Source organism: Methanobrevibacter sp., from assembly GCF_017427765.1.
Classification (GTDB): Archaea; Methanobacteriota; Methanobacteria; order Methanobacteriales; family Methanobacteriaceae; genus Methanocatella.
The window spans coordinates 1-24,364 of record NZ_JAFRSC010000010.1; the positions used below are offsets into that span (position 1 = coordinate 1).

At 31.7% G+C, this 24,364-nt stretch carries 16 protein-coding genes; 14 read left to right on the top strand and 2 right to left on the bottom strand.

The genetic code is table 11. The features are described from left to right. The first annotated feature begins 360 nt into the window (after positions 1 to 360). From upp to IJL02_RS02180, 10 genes are all read left to right on the top strand, one after another. Positions 361 to 987 carry a uracil phosphoribosyltransferase gene (gene upp / locus IJL02_RS02135; RefSeq protein WP_292808541.1) on the top strand — a complete coding sequence of 209 codons (627 nt, stop codon included), beginning with the start codon at positions 361 to 363 and terminating at the stop codon, positions 985 to 987. Positions 988 to 1,049: 62 nt separating this feature from the next. Further along, a complete protein-coding gene (locus IJL02_RS02140; RefSeq protein WP_292808543.1) occupies positions 1,050 to 1,487 on the top strand; it encodes an EamA family transporter in 438 nt (145 codons plus the stop codon). Positions 1,488 to 1,496: 9 nt separating this feature from the next. Continuing rightward, a complete protein-coding gene (locus IJL02_RS02145) occupies positions 1,497 to 1,598 on the top strand; it encodes a zinc-ribbon domain-containing protein (RefSeq protein WP_292808545.1) in 102 nt (33 codons plus the stop codon). 202 nt (positions 1,599 to 1,800) lie between these two features. Then, positions 1,801 to 3,876, top strand: coding sequence for a right-handed parallel beta-helix repeat-containing protein (locus tag IJL02_RS02150; RefSeq protein ID WP_292808547.1), 2,076 nt, complete (start codon positions 1,801 to 1,803; stop codon positions 3,874 to 3,876). Positions 3,877 to 3,988: 112 nt separating this feature from the next. After that, positions 3,989 to 5,110 (top strand): tocopherol cyclase family protein, encoded by a 1,122-nt coding sequence (locus tag IJL02_RS02155; RefSeq protein WP_292808549.1) that lies wholly within the window; start codon positions 3,989 to 3,991, stop codon positions 5,108 to 5,110. Beyond that, entirely contained in the window at positions 5,107 to 5,778 is a 672-nt protein-coding gene (locus IJL02_RS02160) for a diacylglycerol/polyprenol kinase family protein (protein ID WP_292808551.1), read from the top strand. The genes IJL02_RS02155 and IJL02_RS02160 overlap by 4 nt, the downstream gene beginning before the upstream one ends. A gap of 139 nt (positions 5,779 to 5,917) precedes the next feature. Continuing rightward, positions 5,918 to 6,184 carry a 2TM domain-containing protein gene (locus tag IJL02_RS02165; RefSeq protein WP_292808553.1) on the top strand — a complete coding sequence of 89 codons (267 nt, stop codon included), beginning with the start codon at positions 5,918 to 5,920 and terminating at the stop codon, positions 6,182 to 6,184. Beyond that, positions 6,185 to 6,457, top strand: coding sequence for a 2TM domain-containing protein (locus IJL02_RS02170; RefSeq protein WP_292808555.1), 273 nt, complete (start codon positions 6,185 to 6,187; stop codon positions 6,455 to 6,457). Positions 6,458 to 6,460: 3 nt separating this feature from the next. Continuing rightward, complete coding sequence (locus IJL02_RS02175) at positions 6,461 to 6,901, top strand: LytTR family DNA-binding domain-containing protein (protein ID WP_292808557.1); 441 nt, start codon at positions 6,461 to 6,463, stop codon at positions 6,899 to 6,901. 8 nt (positions 6,902 to 6,909) lie between these two features. Continuing rightward, positions 6,910 to 7,332 carry a DUF3021 domain-containing protein gene (locus IJL02_RS02180; RefSeq protein WP_292808559.1) on the top strand — a complete coding sequence of 141 codons (423 nt, stop codon included), beginning with the start codon at positions 6,910 to 6,912 and terminating at the stop codon, positions 7,330 to 7,332. Positions 7,333 to 7,381: 49 nt separating this feature from the next. On the opposite strand, the gene IJL02_RS02185 is transcribed toward IJL02_RS02180, so the two are convergent. Then, the gene (locus tag IJL02_RS02185; protein ID WP_292808561.1) at positions 7,382 to 8,992 is read right to left on the bottom strand and encodes a hypothetical protein; all 1,611 of its coding nucleotides are present in this window, start codon (positions 8,990 to 8,992) and stop codon (positions 7,382 to 7,384) included. A gap of 589 nt (positions 8,993 to 9,581) precedes the next feature. Between IJL02_RS02185 and IJL02_RS02190 the strand changes: the two genes are divergently transcribed. From IJL02_RS02190 to IJL02_RS02200, 3 genes are all read left to right on the top strand, one after another. Further along, positions 9,582 to 12,413, top strand: a complete 2,832-nt coding sequence (locus IJL02_RS02190) for a right-handed parallel beta-helix repeat-containing protein (RefSeq protein WP_292808563.1) — start codon at positions 9,582 to 9,584, stop codon at positions 12,411 to 12,413. A gap of 147 nt (positions 12,414 to 12,560) precedes the next feature. Further along, complete coding sequence (locus tag IJL02_RS02195) at positions 12,561 to 14,738, top strand: right-handed parallel beta-helix repeat-containing protein (RefSeq protein ID WP_292808565.1); 2,178 nt, start codon at positions 12,561 to 12,563, stop codon at positions 14,736 to 14,738. Positions 14,739 to 14,957: 219 nt separating this feature from the next. After that, positions 14,958 to 18,047 carry a right-handed parallel beta-helix repeat-containing protein gene (locus IJL02_RS02200; protein WP_292808567.1) on the top strand — a complete coding sequence of 1,030 codons (3,090 nt, stop codon included), beginning with the start codon at positions 14,958 to 14,960 and terminating at the stop codon, positions 18,045 to 18,047. A 20-nt stretch (positions 18,048 to 18,067) separates the two neighbouring features. Here the strand turns inward: IJL02_RS02200 and IJL02_RS02205 are convergent, their stop codons facing one another. Beyond that, positions 18,068 to 19,816, bottom strand: coding sequence for an Ig-like domain repeat protein (locus IJL02_RS02205; RefSeq protein ID WP_292808569.1), 1,749 nt, complete (start codon positions 19,814 to 19,816; stop codon positions 18,068 to 18,070). 160 nt (positions 19,817 to 19,976) lie between these two features. On the opposite strand from IJL02_RS02205, the gene IJL02_RS02210 reads away from it, so the two are divergent. Then, a complete protein-coding gene (locus IJL02_RS02210; protein ID WP_292808571.1) occupies positions 19,977 to 24,281 on the top strand; it encodes a right-handed parallel beta-helix repeat-containing protein in 4,305 nt (1,434 codons plus the stop codon). Positions 24,282 to 24,364 lie beyond the last annotated feature (83 nt).

The window sequence follows — 24,364 nt, forward strand, 5'->3', positions numbered from 1 at the left end:
GCCATAAACATTTTAAACTATGGAAAATAATATAATAATATATGAACTCTGAGACCCAGAGGGATAGCTCGGTAATCCTAAGACTCACTGAGAGACTTACAGCCCGAGAATCTCCGACCTCTACAGGTCGGAGAGGTTCAAAACTTTATTCAGACATATATTATTAATCGAAAATTTGTTAAATTAATTTTAGAATTAACATTACAAATTTTAGATGTTTTTAAATTAATTATTAGAATATTCAATAGAATTTTTTAAAATAATTAATCAATTTCTTAAAAATTGGGAAGAATTTTAGAAAATATGTGATAATATGGTAGAGGAAAATAGTAATATGCTATTGGGTACCGGAGGAAAAACATGAATGAATTTGTTTTAAATCATCCAATTATAACTCATAAGCTTGCAATTTTAAGGGATATCAATACTGGAACCAAGGAGGTCCGTGAATTGGTTACTGAAATTTCAACAATTTTATTTTATGAGGCTATGAGGGACGCAAAACTTGAAAAAACAACAATCGAAACTCCCCTTGAAAAAATGGACACTGGAATGTTAAATGAAGATTATTATGCTATTGTTCCAATCTTAAGGGCTGGAATGGGTATGGTTGATGGAATTTTAAATGTTATTCCTAATGCAAAAATAGGTCACATCGGACTTTATAGGAATGAAGAAACATTTGAACCAGTTGAATATTACTATAAAATGCCAGATGGAATTGATAAAAGGGAAGTTATTGTAATTGATCCTATGCTTGCAACTGGTGGAAGTGCCTCCGCAACTATTTCAAGACTTAAACAGGATGGGGTTACAAAAATCAAGTTGTTATGTATAGTTGCTGCACCTCAGGGTATCAAAACAATTGAGGATGACCATCCGGATGTTGAAATATTCTGCGCAACAGTCGATAGAGAACTAAATGAAAATGCATATATTCTTCCGGGTCTTGGGGATGCTGGAGACAGGGTATATGGTACAAAATAGTGAAGTTTTACTTCACTTATATTCTTTTTTTTATGATGGGATGGCTTAATTGAAAGGTATCGGTGAGTTATTTGAATTGGAATTTAATTTGGCCTATCTTAATTGTTATTCTTTCGAACACTTTCTATAATATTTGCATGAAGTCAATGCCTTCAGATGTAAATCCATTTGGGGCATTAATGGTTACTTATTTAGTGGCAGCAATAATTTCAGCAATTATTTTTGTATATGCTGTTGGACCATCAAATGTTGTCTTTGAATTATCCAAGATTAACTGGACATCAATAATTCTGGCAATAGCTGTTGTGGGCCTTGAAGTCGGATATGTGTTTGTATATCGTGCAGGATGGGCTGTAAGCACAGCATCTGTTGTTGCAAACATTGGTCTTGCCTGTGTGTTAATTGGTGTTGGATATCTGCTTTATCGGGAAAATGTTTCCTTAAATCAGATAATTGGGATAATTGTTTGTATGGCTGGTTTGATTTTAATAAATATATGAGGTTTTAAAATGGTTTGTCCGGTTTGTGGCTCTTGGGTTGATGAAGGAGAAGAATACTGTCCTAATTGCGGTTATGATGTTCATTGCATTGATGAATATGATGACTTTTAGAAAATTGTTTCACATCTTATTTTTTTTTAATTATTCTAATTTGCTTATTTTATTAAATAATTTAATTTTTCCTTTTGTTTTTAAAAATCCTATTTCTACATATTAAAATGGTCAATAATATATATTAATAAAAAATATAGTATATTATAAGGGAAATTATCAATAATTAATTCCTTACTAATCGGTGTAAAGGAGGTGAAATATGAATAAAAAAGCGTTTGTTGTTGTATTACTTGTATTTGTTCTATTTAGCTTGAATTTCAGTGTGGCTCATGAAATGGATAATACTACAAGTGAAGATTTGGGTTCTTTAGGCGGTTCTCAAGTTTTAAATGTCAATTCCCAAAAGGAAACAGAAATTAATGTTGTAAGTAACACTACATTTGATGTTGTTGGGGATTACTTTAAAATAAAACTGTCTGACGGCAATGAAACTGCCATATCCAATGCAAAGGTAACATTTACCGTAGTTGGCGTTACATATCACGGAACTACAGATGATAATGGGTTTGCTTCTCTTCAAATTAATTTAAATGATGGTACTTATAATATTACAACTAACTTTGCAGGAAATTCTAATTATAAATCCTCCTCAAATACAACCCTGATTACAGTAAAAAATACTCGAATTGTGGAGGATGGTTTATCAAATTCAGAAATTCAAAAAATTATTGATAATGCAAAAGATAGAAATGTCATTTTATTTAAGGGAAAAAGCTATTCAAATATCAATCTGATTGTCAATAAACGGTTGACATTAATCAGTAATTCAAATACTGTTTTGACATCAACTTCTTCAAGCCCAATTATCACCGTTAAAGGTAAAAATGCTTCATCAACTATCATTAGTGGTTTTAATATTAGGGGCAATGGAAATGGTATAGTTGTGAGTGATTCGGATCTTGTACGAATATATAAAAATGATATATCAACTTATGGAATTGGTATTGTAGCAACAGGTACCAATTATCTCAATATTACTAAAAACACTATTGTTAAGAATTCCAAATCAGGCATTGTCATAGGAGATGCTGTTTCAACATACATATTCAATAATAATATTTCTAATAATAAAGCAAATGGTATTGAAATGGCGAAAACTGATAAAGTCTATATTCATGGAAATACAATTGCCTATAATAAACACGGTATTGTTTCAACAAGAAGTGTTAATGGAATAAATTATGGTGAAGGTCCTAAAAACTTACACATTAACCAAAATACAATATCTAAAAATACTGAAGACGGCATTCTGATTAACTATGCTGGAGATAACGTCAATATCAAGTTAAATAATATTGTTGGAAATAAAGGAAATGGTATTTCATTGGCACACATTGGAAGCAATACTATCCAGTCCAATGTAGTTACTGAAAACTGGCTTAATGGAATTAAGTTCTTTGATAATTATGTTAAACCTGATAACCAGGATATAAGCTATAATGCGCTTTATTTTAATGTCGGCATGGATGTCGAAGCAAAAGACACATATTATCAAGAAACAGGAACCAGACTGCAATTGGGTGATAATTGGTATACTGACCATGCGGGAATTTGTCCTAAAATCAGATCCAGTAATTTAAAGTTCACTGTAACTCAAATTGGTAAAAATCAGTTCCAGGCTCTATTTTTAGATTCCAATGGAAATGTTGCCAGTTTGCTTCCGGACAGAACATTGACATACAATTCAAATGGAAAAACTGTTAGTGTCACTATAAGTGGTGGTGCAGGAGTTTTTACAGTAGATGCTAATAATGGGGATATCATTAAAGCTACTGTTGACTATTCCAGAAGGGATAATGAATACAAGTCCGATTCTCAAAAATCACAACCGATTAACGGCGTAACACCAAGTTTTGATTATCCTTCAATTCCATATGATGAAGGTGGAAACGGTAACGGTGATGGAACTGGTGATGGTGATGGTGGAGATGCAAATAAAGGTAGCGGTTCATCTAACAGGGGAAGCAGTGAAAATACAGGTAACAGCACCCACAGTCAAAAGACCAATCCGGGAAATAATGCTAATAACCCGGTAAATGATGTTTCACAAAGTTATGAAACAGATACTGTCACATCTGCGGAAAGTGCTTCTGACAGTAGCAGCGGCAATACAGGTCGTGCTGGTTCTCAGTCAAATTCTGTTGTAAAAAGAATTGTAATCGAAGAAGAAGATATCTACAGAGTCACTGGAATTTCATTGATAGTGTTGTTAATAATATTAACTATCGGTTTATATTATCGTGAAGACATTAAGGAAATGAATTCCAAAAGATAATTTTTTTCTTCTAATTTTTTCTATTTTTTTCTATTTTTTAGCCTTTTTACAATAAATTATTTAATATATCCTTTACAAAGATTATATTATCTTACCTTTGGAGGATTAATGTATGAATAAAAGTGACTTAGAAAGAAACTATTATATGCTTAAAGGACCACTGGCTAAAAAGGGTTATGATTGGTGGTGGCATTCTTTTACAGGATATAATAAAAAAACTGGGGAACCAAGACCTTTTTTCATTGAATATTTCACATGTAATCCAGCTTTAGCTGAAGAAGAACCTGTTTTAGGTCAGGATCCTGAAAATCAACGTTTAGGCAAAAAACCATCCTACTGTATGATTAAGGCGGGGTCTTGGGGAAAAGATCCAAAACAGATTCATAATTTTTACTCAATGAAATATTTCGATTGTCCTGATGATGAGTTAAATATTAAAGTTGGGGACTGTAGCTTAACTGAGACTCATATGAGTGGATTTTCAAGAGTAAGTGAAGAAGAGGCTCGTGATCATCCTGAATATATGTCTGATGCTGGAGACATGATGTGGGATTTGGATATTGATAAGCAAATCACTTTTAATGTTGGTTACGGTGCAAGTAAAATATTCAGAAAGCTCAATTCTTTTGAAATGTTTTGGCATGCTGAAGGTATCAAAACCCAATATAGCGGTACTGTATGGCTTGACGGAGAAGAATATGAAGTTATTCCTGAAAAATCTTATGGATATGCTGATAAAAACTGGGGAGGAGATTTCACTTCACCTTGGCTTTGGATTTCATCATGTAACTTAACCAGCCTTAAAACTGGTAAAAAATTAAACAACTCTGCATTTGAAGCAGGGGGAGGAAAACCTAAAGCATTTGGAATATCCATACCTCGTAAACTCTTAATCGGATTTTATTATGAAGGAACCATGTATGAATACAACTTCGCAAGGTTCTGGAATCTTGTGAAAATCGACTTTGATTTTAAAGAAGGTGATGAAGTTCATACTTGGACAATAAATGCAAGCAATAAAAATTCACGTATTGAAGTGGTACTTTATTGTAAACGTGATGAAATGATGTTATTTAATTATGAAGCTCCAAATGGTAAAAAATTACACAACCGCTTATGGAACGGTGGAAACGGTTGGGGTGAAATCAAATTATATAAAAAGGACGGAACCTTAATCGACCATGTAAAAATGGAAAATGCAGGTTGTGAATATGGGGAGTATGATAAAGAATGATTTTTACAGATATCATTGCATTAATTGTTGTATACGTTTATGTAATTGCAATTTTTATCATAGCTGAAAAGGTTTTAAAATCCAGGCCTGAATTTTCACGTAAATTCCTCCATATCATGGTAGGAAACATGATTTTTGCAATGCCGTTTTTCTCAAACCCGTGGGTAATGATTATTGGTTTAACATTGCCGGCTTCAATCGGAACATTTTTATTAACTGAATACTCTCCGATTAAAATAGAAAACAGTATGACTGAATCAGGACATGCTTTAGGATTATTTTTCTATTCTGCAATCTGGACAATATTATTAATAGTATTCGGTAACCATTTATGGATTGTCGCATTAGCTATTGTTCCTTTAGTTTATGGTGACGGATTTGCAGCATTAATAGGTATAAAATTCGGTAAAGTCAAATTTTCCATTTTCGGAAGTACCAAATCTGTTGAAGGGTCACTGTCCATGTTTGTCGTTACAGCTGTCATGAGCGTATTTGTATGGATGGTTTACACATCAATAGGTTATGCAATGCCTGAATTCAATATTGTTAATATTCTATTGATTTCTGCTGTTGCAACATTATGTGAAGCATTCAGTTATGGTGGAATCGATAATTTGACAGTTCCTGCATTAACTTCTATTTTATATTATTTAGTAGCTGTAATGTAGCTACTTTATTTTTTTCATTTTTAATTACTGTTTTTTGCATTTCAATTTACAATTTTTGCATCTTGGAGGCATCGCCAAATAGCCATTTATATAGACTTTTACTATCTTATATTAACGATTAGTTGTTTGGTGATACAAAATGAATTTACGAGAAAAAGCCGAAAAAAGAGTAGATGCGAAAATTAAGTTTCAAGAAAATCTATATAAATATTTGATTGTAAATACAATAATAGCAATAATTTCTGTTGTATTTTTAAAAAGTTACTGGTTATTGTTATGTGTAATGTTTTTCTGGGGTATTGGACTTATAGATGACTTTTTTAATGCATACTCATTTAGTGATGTCGTCGGCTATAATTATAGAGAAAGAAAAATTCAGGAAGAAATATCAAAAATGGGTGATTAAATGAGTGATATAAGATCCAGAGCAGAAGAACGTGTTGATAATAAAATCAAATTCTATAGGAATTTAGCAGCATATGTAGTTGTTAATTCAATATTGGTTATTGTCAATTGGTTATACACTCCAGAATTCTGGTGGGTTGCATTTCCATTGTTTTTCTGGGGAATTGGTGTATTAAAGGACTTTTTAAAAGCATTTTTATTCATTGCCACATTTGACAGTGAAGAATATAGAGAACGTAAAATACAAGAGGAAATGGAAAAGTTAGGGAAATAAATTATGAAAGTGAATTTGTTTGTATCAAGAGATGTTGAAGAACCTTATGCAGATATTCATACTAATGAGTTGACTGACAATATTTCAAAAGCAGTATCCATTTTGGAAAGTGATGATTCAAAAGATATGCTGGCGGTAAAAAAAGGATCAGACATTGCTCTTTTACAATTCAGTGATGTTTATATGTTGAGAGTTGAGGATAAGCAAGTTAAAGTATACACTGATGATAAGGAATATCTAATAAAAAAGCCATTATATCAGGTTGAAGAAACTTTAAATAATGATTTTGTAAGAATATCAAAAACAACTATTGTTAATTTAAAAAAGATTAGTCGTGTAGCTCCTTCACTAAAGGGGATGATGTTTATAGAACTTAAAAATGGTTTAAAAGATAATATTTCAAGAAAATATTTGCCGGATTTTAAGAATGCTTTGGATTTATAGGTGGTAGTATGAGAGTGGATTTAATTAAAAGATTGGCAATGGGCGCTTTTATTGGGTGCTTTATAGTAATGCTTGTAATGGTTTTAGGTTCCTTTAGTCTTGGCCCTTCAAATGTTCAATTTTCCGGAACTGAGATAATCAATGCATTCTTCGGTTCTATTGTTGTTGGATGGGTATTTTCTTTAACCGGGCTTATTTATGAAAGGGAGGATATTGCATTTCCTCTACAGATAATTTTTCAGATGGGTCTTGGAATGGCTGCACTGTTTATTGTGGCAATCTACTTAAAATGGATGCCGATTGAATTGGGATGGGGGCCAATAATTACCTGGGTTGTAATAGCCTGCATATTTGGTGCTGTTTTCTGGTTTAGTTTTTACATATACTATTATCTGGTTGCCCGTAATTTAAACAACAAGCTGAACAGTTAATATGTTTAAAATAAGTTAAAAAATAAATTTAAGTAAATAGCATAGCTATTTACTCTTCTTTTTGATGTCTTCTATAACCTATAGCCAATAAAATAAATATTATTGCGGCTCCAGCAATGATATATTTAATATCAATGTTAATTTCTTTCGCTGCTGAATTGGTTTTATTTATCTCATAAGCATTTTTATTATTCTCACCAACAGATGTTGAATTTCCGATTAAGATTTGTTCTAAGGAATTAACATTTAATATTTGGGAACTGTTGGTATCTGATGCAACATTCAAATCATTGTTGGTGTTATTTGAAGTTATTTTATTCTGGTTATTTTTTTCATCGGAAGTTTTTTTGTCATTTGAATTTTGATTGTTATTTTGGCTTGCCTTTTTAGCATCATCAAATTGTTGTTTGAGATTATACAGTGAATCATCTGGGAAATAATTTCCAATTAAATCACTATATTTAATTAATGAATCAACATTTAAATCTGCAAACAGATTGGATTTGATAGTTGATGATACTTTACTTCTTGCGGTGACATTATTCGGGTCAATTACAGAAGGATCATTAGGATTTTCATCTCCCCAATCGTTATTGTCAAATTGGGTGTATAGGTTGTATGAATCCCACCATTTGATGAATATTTCTTTTCCGTATGGTGATGTATTGTTTGTAATCAAATTATCGTGAACGCTAATCACAGTTTTGGTATCATACATAGGCTGTTGGATATAAAAAGATCCTCCAGTCTCTCCACCGTCATTATTTGCAATAATGGACTTTTCCACATTTATTTTTCCGGAAACCATGACTGCTCCACCGTTTGTTCCAGCAGTATTGTTCAGAAATATACATCTTTCAATATTTGATTCTCCAGACCAGCTATAATATGCTCCACCCCATTCATCAGCATGGTTAAACATAAAAATACAATCTTGAACATTTCCATATCCGTATATACTGACCCGTATTGCTCCACCGTCCCTGACGGCAGAATTATTTATAAAAACGCAGTTATAAATCTCTGAATCAGCATAGCATGTTGTGATTGCTCCACCATCGTGGTCTGCATGATTGTTGACAAATAATGAGTTATTTACCAATAGATATGCTCTATTCTTTTTAGTTCCATAATTTGAAATCGCTCCGGCATTTGTGTTGCTTAATGCAGTGTTGTTGATAAATATGCAATTATCCACATAAGCATTTCCGGTTTCTATTGAAATGACTCCTCCGAAATTATGTGTTAAACCATTGATGAATGTAATATTTTTCACTGTAAAATGAACGTCCGGACTTCTAATGAGGAATATACTTGATTTTTTCTCACCATCTATAATTATGTCTCTAGGATTGCCATTTCCTTGAAGAGTAATATTTTTTGTAATTTTAATGTTGTGGATTTTATATGTTCCGGGTTCTATTAAAATCACATCACCATTGTTTGAATTGAGAATTTTTTCTTCTAAATCATTTGAATCTTCTTTTAAGATAGTGCTGTCTGCAACACTTTCTAATTTGGAATTAACTTTATCTACGTGTAATACATCTAATTCTGGCTCATTTAAACTAGAATTTGTATTGTCATGTGCTGAAACTGATGAAATGGAGATTATTATTACAAATAGTGTCATGAACAGTAATGCATTTTGGATTTTCATGTTTCACCTCCTTGTGAGTGAATATACTAAATATTAATTTAATTTATTAATTTTTTTCAATATATATTTATCTTATCTTCGTTTTTTTTCAAATATTTAATTATATTTAGATAATATTGTTTATCATTAAAATGGAAGCATAAAAATTTGCAATATGGGTGAATAGTGAATTAAATTATTTTATTTTCTATTTATTTTATATTTTTAAGAGTATATGGTGTATCCACTTATTTAAAGTATTTTATCGATATGTATTTTATTTCTTTAAATTTATTTTTAATTTAAACATTTATTTTTTGATTTTTTTAGTTAAAAATAGTTATTTTATAAAAAATATTTCTTATATATTATTTTTTTTTATTTTAAATTATTTTAATGTTTATTAAATATTAATAAATATGTTAGATTTATTTTCTATTTAATCGATATACAATAATGTTTATATTACATGTCGATAATAAATATTAATCACTAATATGCTCATGGTTAGTTTATTAAGCGTGTTTAAGTTTTTATTAGTTTAATTTTAACTATAATAAATATTAGTAAAAAATTTTATTTAATCAATTTAAAAGGAGAAAAAATATTCATGAATAAAAAGATATTACTATCTTTCCTTTTAGTTGTTTTAATTGCATTGACTGTAGGTTCAGTTGCTGCAGCAGATGCTGATGTCGATGATGTCATCGCCGCTGAACCTGCTCCAACAGTACAAAATATTCAACCTGTCAACAATACTGTTGCAGATGTCCAAAGTGCAATTAGTTCAGCTAATGCAGGAGATACTGTTGATTTAAGTAATTTCGAAAATTATGATTTTGCCGGTTCCGGTGTAACTATTGAAACTGGAATTACTTTAAAAGGTAATGGTAACACTACTATTGCAGGTTTTGGTAACGGTAATGGATTAGTTTTAGTAAAAGCTTCAAATGTTACTATTCAAGGACTCAAATTCATTGATAATAATCCAGCTAATAAATTTGTTTATAATGGAACCGTTAAAGGTGTGGGTGTAGCATTTAATGGTGTTACTTCCGGTTTATTAACTAACTGTTCTTTTGTAGATTTCAATAATGCTGTTCGTGGTATCGGTGCAACTAATGTTGTAATTGAAAACAACGAGTTTACCGGCGGATACAGTACTTGGATTGTAAATGATCCTACTGTAAATGAGGAAACCGGTTCTAAAGTTTTAAATATTTACAGACAGTCTTCCAATTTCACAATCAGAAACAATGAGTTCATCGGTCAAGTTTTAGATGCTATTTCTATTGCACAAGGTAGTGGATACAACGTTGTTGAAAATAACAGATTCATTAATAACACTTATTCCATCTACTTCGGTGGTTCATCCACTAAAAACTCTGTAATCAGAAACAACACTTTCATCAACTGTGGTCAGTTCACTGAAGGTAATGTCAGCTGGGACAAATTGCCTGTAATTAGTATTCAAAAAGCTTCCAACGATATTGCTATTGAAGACAACACATTCAAAGCTGTTGAAAACAGTGTTTTAATCGCTGCTGAAGAAAGTAATGAAGCTCACGGTTTCCCAAGTTCATTAGGTAATATTAATGTAACCGGAAACACAGTTGAATTATATAATGACAGTGTAAATGCAAAATCTGTTGTATTATTCCATGTATTATGCAGAAACGGTACTACATTAAACTTATTCGCTCCTCTCAAAGTCAGCAACAACAAATTAGCTGATGGAGTTAGAGAATATGTGGTATGGTATACTGCATGGGGTGAAGAAGTAACTGTATTAAACAATACTGCTAGCGACCTTCAAAAAGTAATCGATGCTGCAAATCCTGGTGCTGTAATTGATGTAAGTTATGTATCCGATTTCGATTTCGGTACTAGTGGTGTAACTATCTCTAAAGATAACATCACATTAAAAGGAAACAATACCAGAATTGTCGGTACTGGTGACGGTAGCGGTTTAGTTTTAGTAAAAGGTTCAAATGTCACTATTCAAGGATTCAAATTTGTTGATGTTAACCCTAATAACGTTTTCGTTTACAATGGAACCGTTAAAGGTGTAGGTGTAGCATTTAATGGTGTTACCTCTGGTTTATTAACTGACTGTTCATTTGAAGATTTCAATAATGCTGTTCGTGGTATCGGTGCAACTAATGTTGTTATTGAAAACAACGAGTTTACCGGCGGATACTCAACATGGATTGTAAATGATCCTACTGTAAATGAGGAAACCGGTTCTAAAGTTTTAAATATTTACAGAGCATCTTCCAATTTCACAATCAGAAACAACACTTTCACCGGTCAAGTTTTAGATGCTATTTCTATTGCACAAGGTAGTGGAAACAACGTCGTTGAAAATAACAGATTCATTAACAACACTTATTCCATCTACTTCGGTGGTTCATCTACCAAAAACTCTGTAATCAGAAACAACACTTTCATCAACTGTGGACAATTCACTGAAGGAGATGTTGTATGGAAAGAATTACCTGTAATCAGTATTCAAAAAGCTTCCAATGACATTGCTATTAAAGACAACACATTCGAAGCTGTCAGCGACAGTGTTTTAGTTGCTGCTGAACAAGGTAATGAAGCTCACGGTTTCCCAAGTGCATTAGGTAATATTAATGTAACTGGTAACACTGTAAAATCATACGATAACAAAACTGATGCTAAATCTGTTGTTTTATTCAGTATTTTATGCAGAAACGGTGGATTAAACTTATCTGCTCCTATTAATGTAACCGGTAACAAATTAGAAGACGGTATGAAAAACGTTTTATTACAAACTACCGGTGATACATACTTGGACAACACAGTCACTGTTGTAAGACAAGCAACTGACATTAAATCCCAAGATTATACCACTTATGCTATTGATTATAACGCTGGTGAACGTGGAGGTTACTTCACAGCAACATTAGTTGACGGTTCAGGTAATGCTCTTGCAAATAAGGCTGTAAAAATAGGATTCAATGGTAAAGTATACAACACTACTACTGATGAAAATGGTGTTGCTAAATTGCAAATCAACTTAGCTAATGAAGGTACATACACTTTCGCTGTTGCATTCTTAGGTGATGACCAATACAATGCTTCATTCATTGTACAAAAAATCATTGTTAATAAGAAAACAACCAGTATCTCAGCTGCTGCTAAATCATACAAAGCATCTGCAAAAACCAAATCCTACACAGTAACTTTAAAAACCATCAAAGGTTCATCCACTGATGGTAAAACTTACCTCAAAGAAGGTAAAACTATTAAACTTACTGTAAACGGTAAAACCTACACAGCAAAAACCAATGCTAAAGGTCAAGCTACCTTCAAATTAGATATTACTAAGAAAGGTACTTACACAGCTAACATTAACTTTGCAGGTGACAAAACATACCAAGCATCAAAAGCTAGTGCAAAAATAACTATTAACTAGAGAGATTATATCTCTCTAACCTTTTTCTTTTTTTAGAATAATTTTTAATTCAGATTAATATTCATGTTCTATTTTTCATTCAGTTTCCACAACAGTTGTTAAATATGATGAATATTAAAAATATTCATATCGTTTTGTGGTGGTAATTTGAAATCAAAAAATGGGATTTTATTCATTTTAGTAATTTTAATTTTTTCCATATCTTGCAATATCACTTTTGCACTGGATTTGGATGACAATGATTTGACTCAAAGTAATTTTGCAAGTGATTCATCTATTTCTAGTGAATTGAGTGATTTTGATAATAGTTTACAAACAAAAAATACTAAAGAAATTACTGCAGGCAATACCGTTGTTGTCACTCCGGATAGCGAAAATCCAAACCAGATGGTTAAGCCAACCATACAACCTGCAATTGATGCTGCAAATTCTGGAGATACGATTATACTTAAAGGCAATTTTGCCCACTGCCATTTAACAATAAACAAAACAATTAATATTTTGGCTTATAATTCCACATTGGGACCTTGCCCTCTTTATGAAAGTGAAGGTGCCGGCAGTTTGGGTGTATTTTATATAACTGGAGGTGGAAGCGGATCTGTAATAAATGGAGTTAATCTTATTAACAATGCCCGAGCTAAAACTCCATTTGGTTTTTTAATTCGAGGAGCAAACAATATTTCAATAAACGATTGCACCATTGACTATCAGGATTTGAGTGATTATAAATTCAAGGGGATTGTAATTGAAAATTCAAATAATATTCATTTGTCAAATCTAATTATTAACAATACTATTGATGGAATCAAAATCATTAACTCTTCCAATATCGATATCAAAGGAGATATAATACGAAATAGTGAAAATCAAGCAATATCAATAATTGGGAATTCAGAAAATATTAATGTAATCAATAATTCAATTATCCAAAACAAAAATTGGGGCGTAAATCTGGCAAGTGCAAATTACATCAGTTTTTTAAATAATATTATTAAGAATAATGGTTTGGATAATGATGATATCGGTTCTGGAATCTATGTAAACACAAATATTACCAGTTTGGTTGTTAAAGGCAACATATTCATTAACAATGGTCTTCATGCCATAATGTATGATTATCGTGCAAGAAACCTGAATAATGAGGAAGGTGCTGAAAACTTAACAATAGTTGACAATAACTATTTTGAAGGCCATAGCTCAATGGTACTTCATCACAGAACATATCTGGAACGTGATTATGGGTATCTAAAATATGATGCTGAAAATGATGTTTTCGGTGATGTGGGTGAGGGAACTTACGCTGAAGGCAAATCATATGTTTACATGAGACATGCGCTGATATTTAATGATGTGCCGTGCGGCTTTACATATTACTCTCCTAGCATTCCTTGGACTCTGGAAGCACCTGCAAATAACGGAAAATATGACTTTTCTTTGAGATTAAAAATAGAACAGGTAAAAAATGGGGTTTATAAGGTTTCTATTGTTGACTGTGATGGAAAAATTGCAAGTGATTTTAACTCTTTTGACATGATATTTTTCCTAAACAATTGCACAACTTCAAAACCGCAGCAAAATGATGTTTACAAAAAAGTTTCAATTAAAAATGGTGTTGCTGTAGCTGATTTTAGAGATGTTTACGCATCTTTTAAAAGCACAGGTAATGTAATAACTGCAGTTTTCCCAGGATCATCACAATATGTTGCAAATAATTTTAATGTTAAATTCAGTGTTAAAGATTCAGATATTCCAATCAATCCATCTACAAAAATAATTGCGTCTAAATTAACCACATATCCTTTATCAGATTGTTATTATTCAGTTAAATTAGTCAATAGTAAAGGAAAAGCTATTGGAAATCAAAAAATAACTTTCAAATTCAATGGTAAAACTTATAGTTCAAAAACAGACAGCAAGGGAATCGCTAAAGTAAAGGTTTCTTTATCAGGTAAAAAAACATATTCCGTGACAATATCTTATGCCGGAAACAATGATTATAAGAGTACAAAAGCAACTTCAAGCATCATTGTTAAGACAGGAAGTAAAAAGTCTGTAATTAAGGCGTCTAATATTAAAGTTAAAAAGAATAAAAAGAAAACTTATCAATTCAGATTAACTGATTCATCCGGAAAAGGTCTGAAAAATCAAAAAGTGACTGTAAAATTGAATGGCAAATCATTTTCCATCAAAACCAACAGTAAAGGCATTGCAAAAATCTCTTTTAAGTTGAGCAAAGCAAAAAAATATAAAATTTCAATGGTTTTCCTAGGAGATTTGAAGTTTAAAGCAGTTTCTAAAACAAAAACTGTTACAGTTACAAAATAATTTGTATAACATTATAAATATTATTTCGAATAGAATTAGTATCATCGTTATATAATTAAGTTCTAATTGATTTGATTAAAATCATTATTTTGAACTATTTTAATTTAATTGAATATTATTATTCTTTAATTATTATTTAAATATTATTTAGGGGTGAGATAAATAAAAACAGTTAAATTTAGTTTAATACTACTATTTATCTTAATTTTTTCGATAGTAGTGATTGGTACGGTCAGTGCTACTGATGCTAATGATATATCAGTTAATGATAGTTTTGATTCTATTCAGAATTTGATTGATGAGTCAAGTGCGGGGGATTCAGTTTATTTGGATGGAAAAACATATGTTGGAAACGGATCTGCAATAAAAATTAATAAGGATATTTCCATTTATGGATCAAATACATCTAAAACCATCTTAAATGCCAATTATAATTCTAATATTCTTGTTATTTCTAAAAACGTTAATGTGAATCTTTTTGGATTAACATTCATTAACGGTAAAACCACTAAAAATGGCGGTGCTATAGATAACGCTGGGAATTTAGTCATTTCTGGCTGTTGTTTCACTGGTAATACTGCTTATAACTATGATAAAGGAAGAGTCAATGGTGATGGTGGTGCCATAAATAATGATGGCACTTTAGTAATATCAAATAGTGAATTTCTTAATTCCTATTCATATAATGGAGGTGCAATAAGGGGTCAGAAAAATTCACTTATTACAGCTACAAACTGTTCATTTCTTGATAATGCAGCAACATATGGTGCTTCAATTGATGCTTATTTTGCAAATTCAAAAATTATTAACTGTACATTTATAAACTCTAAAAGCCATGAAGGCGGGGCAATCTACAATCGATTCAGCGAATTTTTGCTTATTGATTCTATTTTTATCAACAATACTGCAGCACGTGGTGGTGGAATCTATAACAATAGAGGATATCTGAAAATTTTCGATTCACAGTTTTATTCAAATTCCGTCACTGATTTGGGTGGTGGTGTAAAAAGCTGGGGAATGTGTGATATTTCTAATTGCATCATCAAGAATAACTCTGCCGAACGTGGTGGTGGAGTTTACATCTCTGAATATCTCATGAACGTTGTAAACACTGTCATTGAAAATAATAGGGCAAATGATGGTGGTGGAATAATTGCCGAGGCATCCGGCAGTTTGAATATCAGAAATTCATCAGTATGCAATAATTTTGCAGAATTAGGTGGTGGAATAGACGCTAACTGGGGATATCTCAATTTATCTGATTGTGTGATAAACAATAACTATGCAAGTGACCGTGGCGGTGGAATCGCATGTGTTTCATTTACAGCACAGGTTTCAAATGCCACCATAAACAATAACTACGCCAAATACGGCGGCGGAATCTATATTGGAGATATTTCAGTTAATTTTTCAGACTGTATATTGAATAACAATTCCGCAAGTTATGGTGGCGCTATTTACAGTATTGGAAAATCAGATTTAACCAATTTTAACATTCAAAATAATCATGCGAGTAATGGTGGTGCCATTTATAATGTTGGAAAATCAGATTTAACTAATTTCAGCATGGTAAATAATTCTGCCAGTTATGGTGGTTCTGTTTACAATAACGGTTATTTAAATCTATTGGATTCTGAAGTAATGTCTAATACTGCATTTGACGGTGCTGCTTTTTATAATAATAATGTTTTAAATGTTCTAAATTCAGATATTGGAAAAAATGTGGCAAAATCCAATGGTGGTGTCGCATATAATAACAGAAATCTAACATTGGCCAATAATAATTTTTATTCAAACGAAGCAACTCTTGGTGGAGGAATATTTAATAGAAAGTTTTCAACACAAATCTACAATTCTTCTTTTGAAGACAATAAGGCAAGTAGAGGTGCAGTTATTTATAATTACGCTGATTTAATCATTGATAATGCGGATTTCTTAAATAATAAAGTTACCCACACATATGGAATAATTGGTGTTAATTCAGGAAACGTCACTATCTCAAATTCATTATTCAAATCAAACACAGGTTCCGATGAGGGTGGTGTGATGTTTATCAGTGACGCTGAAGTGTTAATCAATAACTCCCAGTTTATTTCCAACAATGCTTTAAGTTATGGTGGAGCTATTGATAATGCAGGTAATTTGACTATAATAAATTCATTATTCGATAAAAATCGAGCTTATGGCGCTGGAGCTATTGATAATGGCGGAAATTTAAACATAGTTAATTCAAAATTCACGAATAACCAGGCAACCAAAAATGGTGGGGCCATTGACAATAACAGATTATTGAATATAATAGGATCTGTTTTTGAAAACAATATTGCTGGCGCTCAGGGCGGAGCAATCATTGCAAGAAAAGATATCAACATATCTTACAGCTCAATATTTAATAATAAAGCTTCTTCAGGGGATGCAATATATTTCAATAATAAAAACAGTAACCTGACAAATAACTGGTGGGGAACCAACAGTCCAATTTTTAATCAGCTATTCAATGAACATATTTCAGATAATCTAAATTGGATTGTAATGAACTTTAAATCTTCTTCCAAGCTAATGCAATATGAAAACGCTAATTTCGTAATTTCTTTTAATGAAGTTAAAAATAATAATGGGTCCGTTTCAAAATTGGATGCTCCGGAATTGTTGCCAACATTTGAAGTAAGTTTATCTACCGGAAATGTAAATGTGTCTAAAGGTTACATTTCTAAAACAATAACCCTACCTAAAAAATCAACATTTACTGCAAAACTCCACAATCAAAGCTTTAGTTTATCTGTTTTGTCAAACCCTACAAAAATCACCAGCAATAAAAATGTAGTCGTTGATTATAGTGGTAAGGTCACCTTTAAAGTCCGCATCATCGGCAGTAATGGCAAGTATGTAGGTAAAAATGAAGCGGTTGTTATGAAAGTATCTGGAAAGTCTTACACTGTTAAAACTGATAAGAATGGTTATGCTTCTAAAACATTCAGTTTAACTCCGGGTAAGTATACAATAACAACTTCATATAAATGGTTAACAGTTAAAAATACAATAACAGTCAATAAGGTCTTAAAAGCCAGTGGCAAAACAGTTAAGAAATCTAAAAAAATCAAATATACTGCAAGTCTAAAAACAAGTAAGGGCAAAGCTATTTCCGGCAAGAAAATAACCTTTAAAATTAATGGAAAAACTTACAGTGTCAAAACAAACAAAAAAGGTATTGCTACTGTTAATTTTAAGAATTTAAAAGTAGGCAAATATTCTGTTGTTGTAAAATACTTGGACTCCCAGGTCAAAACAACTCTTAAAGTTAAAAAATAGATGAGGATTAATCAATCCTCTTATTTAATTTTTATAAGTGCTGTTTTTGTAGAAGGCATGTAATAATCATCGCCTGAAAATTTAATATTCGCTTTAAATGATCCTTTTTTATTTAATTTAATGTTAAATGTTGCTTTACCATTGTTATTGGTTTTTGAGGTATATGTTTTACCGTTAACAGTTAATCTAACGGGCTTTCCTTTAAGCGCTTTGGACTTTGATTTTAAAGTAATTGTATATGATTTGGTCTTTGCTGTCTGTTTAAATGTTTTTGATTTGGCAGTAATTGAAGTTGACTTAACAGTAACTGTTGATGATGAAAATATCTTTTGAGCTATGCTGATTTTAGTGACGGTATAATTTTGGGTATAGTTTTTTCCTAAAACAGTCACGTTAGTAATTGTTGAAGGATTTTTGAAATGCAAATCGTTTAGGATTGCGTTATCTTTGTTACTAAAATAAATTCCTGTGATTGTAAATGAATTATTGATGATGAATGTCAGATTGCTTAAAAGACTTCTTTCTGTTTTAATATATATTGATTTTTTTCCTTCATTGTAAAAATTGGAATTGATTAAACTGATTTTTTCCCCAATGGTGTAAATTGCACTACCTGAAGTTGCCTGATTTGTGATAAATGTTGAATTATTTATTAATCCATTTTTACTCAGATATACTGCGCCGCCTTGTGTTGTTGCTGTGTTTTTTGTAAACGAAGAGTCCTGAACCGCCCCATATTTTTGGAAATAAACTGCTCCGCCTAATTTTCCTCTGTTGTTAGTGAATGTTGAATTTTTTATTTTTCCGGTTTCCTTAAAGTACAATGATCCGCATTCCCTTATGGCGCTGTTGTTAATAAATATTGAGTTTTCAACGTCGCCTTCTGATTTGAAAAATACTGATCCGGCAAACATTCCGGTGTTGTTTATGAATTGTGAGTTTTTAATATCAATATATTCTTCACTTGTTATTCCTCCACCGTATCCTATGGCGTTATTTTTAAGAAATGTTATGTTGTTTACGGTTCCTTTGGTATAAAAGTAAATTGCACCACCATCTCCGCCGGTATTTTCCGTTAATGTTGAGTTTGTGATGGTTCCATACGCACTGAAGTATATTGCACCTCCAAGAAATGTTGCATAATTATGGTTGAATTTCGAATTTATAATTTTGCTGTTTTCTTCAAAAGAAACTGCTCCGCCAAATACTGCAGTGTTATTCTCAAAATTTGAGTTTATAATTGTCCCGTCATGGTTAAAACTAACTCCACCGCCGCTACCTGGTGTTTCACTATTTTTAATGCTGGAATCAAGAAGTGTTCCGTTTAATCCGTTCCAATAAACAGCACCTCCATTTGAGCTTGCATATGCATTAATAAGTGTGATATTTTTTAAGACAACATTATCTGACATAATATTAAATATTCTGGCCTGTTTATTGGCATTAATAGCATGTCCTTTCCCGTCGATGATTAAACCATCAATATCAACAGGAATTCCGTTTATGAACTGCCCGTCATGTTCGCTATTGAATGCATAGTCTTTATGCAGTTCCAATATTTTTGTTTCATTAACATTTTTAATTTCACTAAAAAGAGTTGAAAAATCATTAATTTCATTATTTTGGAGCCTACTATCATTAACTGAACTTAAATCATTATTAAAACTATCATTTGTTCCTGATGCTGTAACACAGGATAAATTTATGACAATAAACAAAATCAGAATAATAAAAATCAATTTATTTTTGATAGTGTTCCCTCCTTTCATAAATATTGTTTTTTCAATTAATTTCTATATGTATTTTTAGTTAATTCGGTTAAAAAATTTTGCCATATATTCTTTATTTTAATAAATAAAATGGAATATATTAAATATGGCGATTGTTATATAATTATACATTGAAAATTTTAATTAAATAGGGGAAAATATGAAATTAAAAAATATGTTAATAATATTGTCATGTTTGTTTGTTGCGATGTTATGCATAGGTTCAGTTGCAGCTATTGACAATGTTGATGATAATTTAACTTCAGATTCATCAAGTATGGAACTTAAAATGAATGATGAATCTGAATTGAGTGTAATTAATGATGATTCGGTATTGTCCGAGCCTCAAATTATTGAGATTGGGGAATACGGCGAATATCACAGAGAAATGAGTGATCACACTATTAGAAATGCAATTCAATCTGCCAATAGTGGTGATACAATAATTATCAAGGGAGGTTATTACGACCACTGTCATGTGGTAATTGATAAGAAATTAACCATTAAAAGTGATGTTGGAACAAATCTAAGCGCCTGTACAAGTACTGCTGTTTCCGGCTCTGAAGGAATATTTTATCTTACTTCCGCAGCCAGCGGCACAATTATTGAAGGATTTAATTTCAACAATCTTGACGGAAATATATTCTCTGCCGGAGGCTATTCTATTTTTATCGATGGTGCTTCAGATGTCATTATCCGAAACTGTACCTTTTCTAATGAAAATTTAGGTGATGTATACGGTAATGCTATAAGAGTGGAGAATACAAAAAATGTTATAGTTCAGAATGTAACCATTTCTGATACTGTAAATGGAATTAAAATTAAAAATTCAAACGATGTAAAGGTAAGTGAATCCATTATCAAAAATTCAAATTATGGTATTTATGTTGATGACTCTAACCAAACAAGAATAGAATATAATAATATTTATGAAAATACTGCTGCAGGTATTGAAATAGCAGGCACAAGCGCAAATCCGACAGTAATTTACAATAACATTACAAATAACACTTTTGGTATTGAATTAACATCATCTGATAATATTAAAATTTTAAGCAATTACATTGCCTATAACACTAAATATGGTGTTTATGTAAACTGTTATGTTAAAAGAATAGTAATTAATGGTAATTTCTTCAGATTAAATACATTGGGAGAAGTTTTCAATAGTGATGCAGCTAAGAATTTATGGAAATCCGGCGGAGAAAAGCTGGAAGAGATAAATAACAACTACATGATTGGACTTGATGAGCGTGCAGTCTACCGTTCTTTTAGTGGTGGAGTATTTTTAGGATATGTATTTGAAATTAATGAAAATGTAAACTGTCCTGTTATTTATTTCACTTATGGTCCTACCCAATGGTCATTAAGCGGAAATTATGAGTTGCAGTTAAGTAACCTCACTCAAGTTAAAAAAGGAATATACTCCATTTCTATCGTGGATGAAAATGGAACTGTTGCATCTGATTTAAGCTCTGTTCCGGTTACTTTCTATCTCAATAAACAGGATAAAAAAGCAGAACCTCAAAGCGGAAATATCTATAAAACAGTAATGATGAAAAACGGAACTGCAACAGTAAGATTTTACGAGGAAGAATTTAATCAAACAGGTAATGTCTTAACTGCGGTTTTCCCAACTGACGGAGTCAATTTTGACAGCAAGGTATCGAGGTCACTAGATATCAGTGATAGTGATATTCCAGGAACTCCAACAAATACAACATTTAAGGTTTCTAATTTAAACACTTATCCTAAATCCAACGAATATTTAATTGCTACATTGTTGGACAATATGGGAAAACCAATTGTCGGTGCGCCTGTTGTATTCAACATTAATTCAAAGACAAATACTGTAAAAACTGACAGCAACGGTCAGGCTAAACAGAAAGTATATGAAACCAAGGAAGGCACTTACAATGCCAAAATATCTTACGCTGGTGATGAAACTGATTATCTTGGATCTTCCGCCCAGGCTAAAGTGATTGTTAAAACACAAACAACTAAAATCATATCTTCAAATCTTAATATGATTCCTAAAATGGCGGAATATTATTCAATAACATTAAAAGATGGTTCAAATAAGGTAATCAGTAAACAAACTATTAAATTTACAGTAAATGGTAAAACTTACAGTAGAACTACTGATTCCAAGGGTGTTGCAAAGGTAAAACTCCAATTTAATCAGAATAAGAAAACTTATAAAATTACTATTAAATTTGCAGGAACCAACAAATACAAAGCAACTTCAAAAACAAACACTATTAATGTTAAATATTCCTCAAAAACAGCAAAACTGACAGCTCCTAGTGTTACTATTACTCCAAAAACTTCCAAATCATATACTGTTACACTAAAAGATGGAAACGGCAAAGCATTGTCCAAACAAAAGGTAACTATTAAAGTCAATGGAAAAACTTATACCAAAACTACCAATTCTAAAGGTCAGGCATCTGTCAGCGTTAAATTTACTAGTTTAAAAACATATAAGGTCTCCGCAAGTTATGCTGGAAACAAAATCTATAAGAAAGCTTCCGCAACAGGTCAAATTAAAGTTGCAAAAACAGCCACTAAAATAATCGCTCCTACAGTCTCAGCGGTTCCGAAGGAGTCAAAAACATACACTATAACTTTAAAAACAAGTTCTGGTTCTGCTCTCTCCAAGCAGAAAGTCACCCTTAAAGTCAATGGTAAGACTTATACCAAGACAACTAACAATAAGGGTCAGGCCAGCATAAGCGTTAATTTGGCATCTGAAAAGACTTATCCGGTCACTATAAACTTTAAAGAAACAACAATCTATAAGGCTTCTAAAGCTACTGGAAAAATTGTTGTGGCAAAAATTAACACACAGCTTATTTCTTATGACAGAACATACTCCAAAGGCTCTCCGATTGATTACAAAATAACATTAAAGGACAAATCAGGAAATGCTTTGAAAGGTCAAAAAATCACTTATTCAATTAATGGTAATAGTTTCAGCCAACTGACTGACACAAACGGCCAAATAAAACCTGATTTTACAAATCAGACTGGAGATTCATTTAAAATATCTGCAAACTATGGTGGAAATAACAAATACAAAGCAACATCCAAAACAAATGTAATCACAATTTTGGATGAAACCGGTGTTGTATTTGTAGATGACGGTTTGCCAAACTCAGAAATTCAAACTATTTTAGATACTGCGGCTGATGGTTCAAATGTGGAGTTTTTAGGTGATTCTTACTTTAATATTGCATTGAATATTAAAAAACCTTTAAATATTTATTCCAATGATAAGACAATATTGAATGCTAAGGCAAATAATCCGACTTTGATAATCTCTGCAAATGAGGTAAACATAACTGATTTTGTTATCTGTGGAAACTCAGGTGATGCAGTTGTCATAAAAAATGCGAATAATGTGGTATTATTTGATAACTCTATTACAAATCACTTGGATGAATCAAAAATAGAAAAATATGTTGATGGATCTCTTATGATTCCAGGTTATGGAGTTACAATTTCAAATTCCACCAATGTTAAAGTCAATCAAAATAACATTGAGGCATTTGAAAGTGGAATTTTCGCCGAATATTCATCTGATATTGTCATTGACAATAATACTGTTGTGGAAAATAATTATGGTGTAAAATACGGATTTGGTGTTGCTAACACTAATATAACCAATAATGAAATCAGATCATCTGTCGGATTAATCATCATGACTGTTCCTGAAGGACCAACAGGGTATGGAATATACTTGAACAATTCAGCTGTTAATGTTACAATAAATAAAAACCATATCTATAATAACTTTATTGGTATTTCTCTTGATGCAAACTACTCAACTGGCATTGTAATTACTCAAAACACTATTACCGACCAAATTCTTGAAGGTATAAGATTCAATGCAGGTTACGACTTGGCAGAAAATGCAGTTGAGCCTCATGTAACTGATAATGCAATTTACAGAAATGCAAGAGGTCCAAGTATGATGATTTTGGGTGAGATGAGTGCAAATCCATTTGGAATTTATGGTCCCGGACAATGGAACGAATCATTAAGGTTAAAAATAGAGCCTAACTGGTACGGTACAAACCAAATCATAACTTGGGATAATGATACTGGTTATGTGGGCTATGGAACAATGTGTCCTAGAATCAGCACTTCCGAGATTAAATTCAATGAAATTACCTACAACGACGGCGCTTATGAAATCGAATTCTATAAGAATGGCGTTAAAGCAGACAATCTTCCTGAATTTGACTTGTTTGCTACACTTAACTGGGGCAGTGACAAAGCTGTTGAAGTTAATTTCGATGTTGTTAATGGTGTAGGTTCATTTGTTTTTGACTCTGAGGATTATATTGCAACCAATAACACTATTTCAATTACAGTTGCGACTTTAATTGATTCCACATCCAGAGTTCCTAAAATAATCTATTCCTATGATGTTCCGGAAAGCGAAATTCCAGCAAAATAAATATGTTTTTTACATATTTATTCTTTTTTTATTTTTTCATGTAGATGACATTATTTTTTAAAGCTATTTTTCAAAATAAGTAT

What these genes read in the sequence shown, in the direction of transcription:
- IJL02_RS02170 (WP_292808555.1), top strand. Translation starts at nt 6,185, where the DNA reads ATGAGTGATATAAGATCCAGAGCAGAAGAACGTGTTGATAATAAAATC.
- IJL02_RS02175 (WP_292808557.1), top strand. Translation starts at nt 6,461, where the DNA reads ATGAAAGTGAATTTGTTTGTATCAAGAGATGTTGAAGAACCTTATGCA.
- IJL02_RS02160 (WP_292808551.1), top strand. Translation starts at nt 5,107, where the DNA reads ATGATTTTTACAGATATCATTGCATTAATTGTTGTATACGTTTATGTA.
- IJL02_RS02205 (WP_292808569.1), bottom strand. Translation starts at nt 19,816, where the DNA reads ATGAAAGGAGGGAACACTATCAAAAATAAATTGATTTTTATTATTCTG.
- IJL02_RS02145 (WP_292808545.1), top strand. Translation starts at nt 1,497, where the DNA reads ATGGTTTGTCCGGTTTGTGGCTCTTGGGTTGATGAAGGAGAAGAATAC.
- IJL02_RS02180 (WP_292808559.1), top strand. Translation starts at nt 6,910, where the DNA reads ATGAGAGTGGATTTAATTAAAAGATTGGCAATGGGCGCTTTTATTGGG.
- IJL02_RS02210 (WP_292808571.1), top strand. Translation starts at nt 19,977, where the DNA reads ATGAAATTAAAAAATATGTTAATAATATTGTCATGTTTGTTTGTTGCG.
- IJL02_RS02165 (WP_292808553.1), top strand. Translation starts at nt 5,918, where the DNA reads ATGAATTTACGAGAAAAAGCCGAAAAAAGAGTAGATGCGAAAATTAAG.
- IJL02_RS02185 (WP_292808561.1), bottom strand. Translation starts at nt 8,992, where the DNA reads ATGAAAATCCAAAATGCATTACTGTTCATGACACTATTTGTAATAATA.
- upp (WP_292808541.1), top strand. Translation starts at nt 361, where the DNA reads ATGAATGAATTTGTTTTAAATCATCCAATTATAACTCATAAGCTTGCA.
- IJL02_RS02190 (WP_292808563.1), top strand. Translation starts at nt 9,582, where the DNA reads ATGAATAAAAAGATATTACTATCTTTCCTTTTAGTTGTTTTAATTGCA.
- IJL02_RS02155 (WP_292808549.1), top strand. Translation starts at nt 3,989, where the DNA reads ATGAATAAAAGTGACTTAGAAAGAAACTATTATATGCTTAAAGGACCA.
- IJL02_RS02150 (WP_292808547.1), top strand. Translation starts at nt 1,801, where the DNA reads ATGAATAAAAAAGCGTTTGTTGTTGTATTACTTGTATTTGTTCTATTT.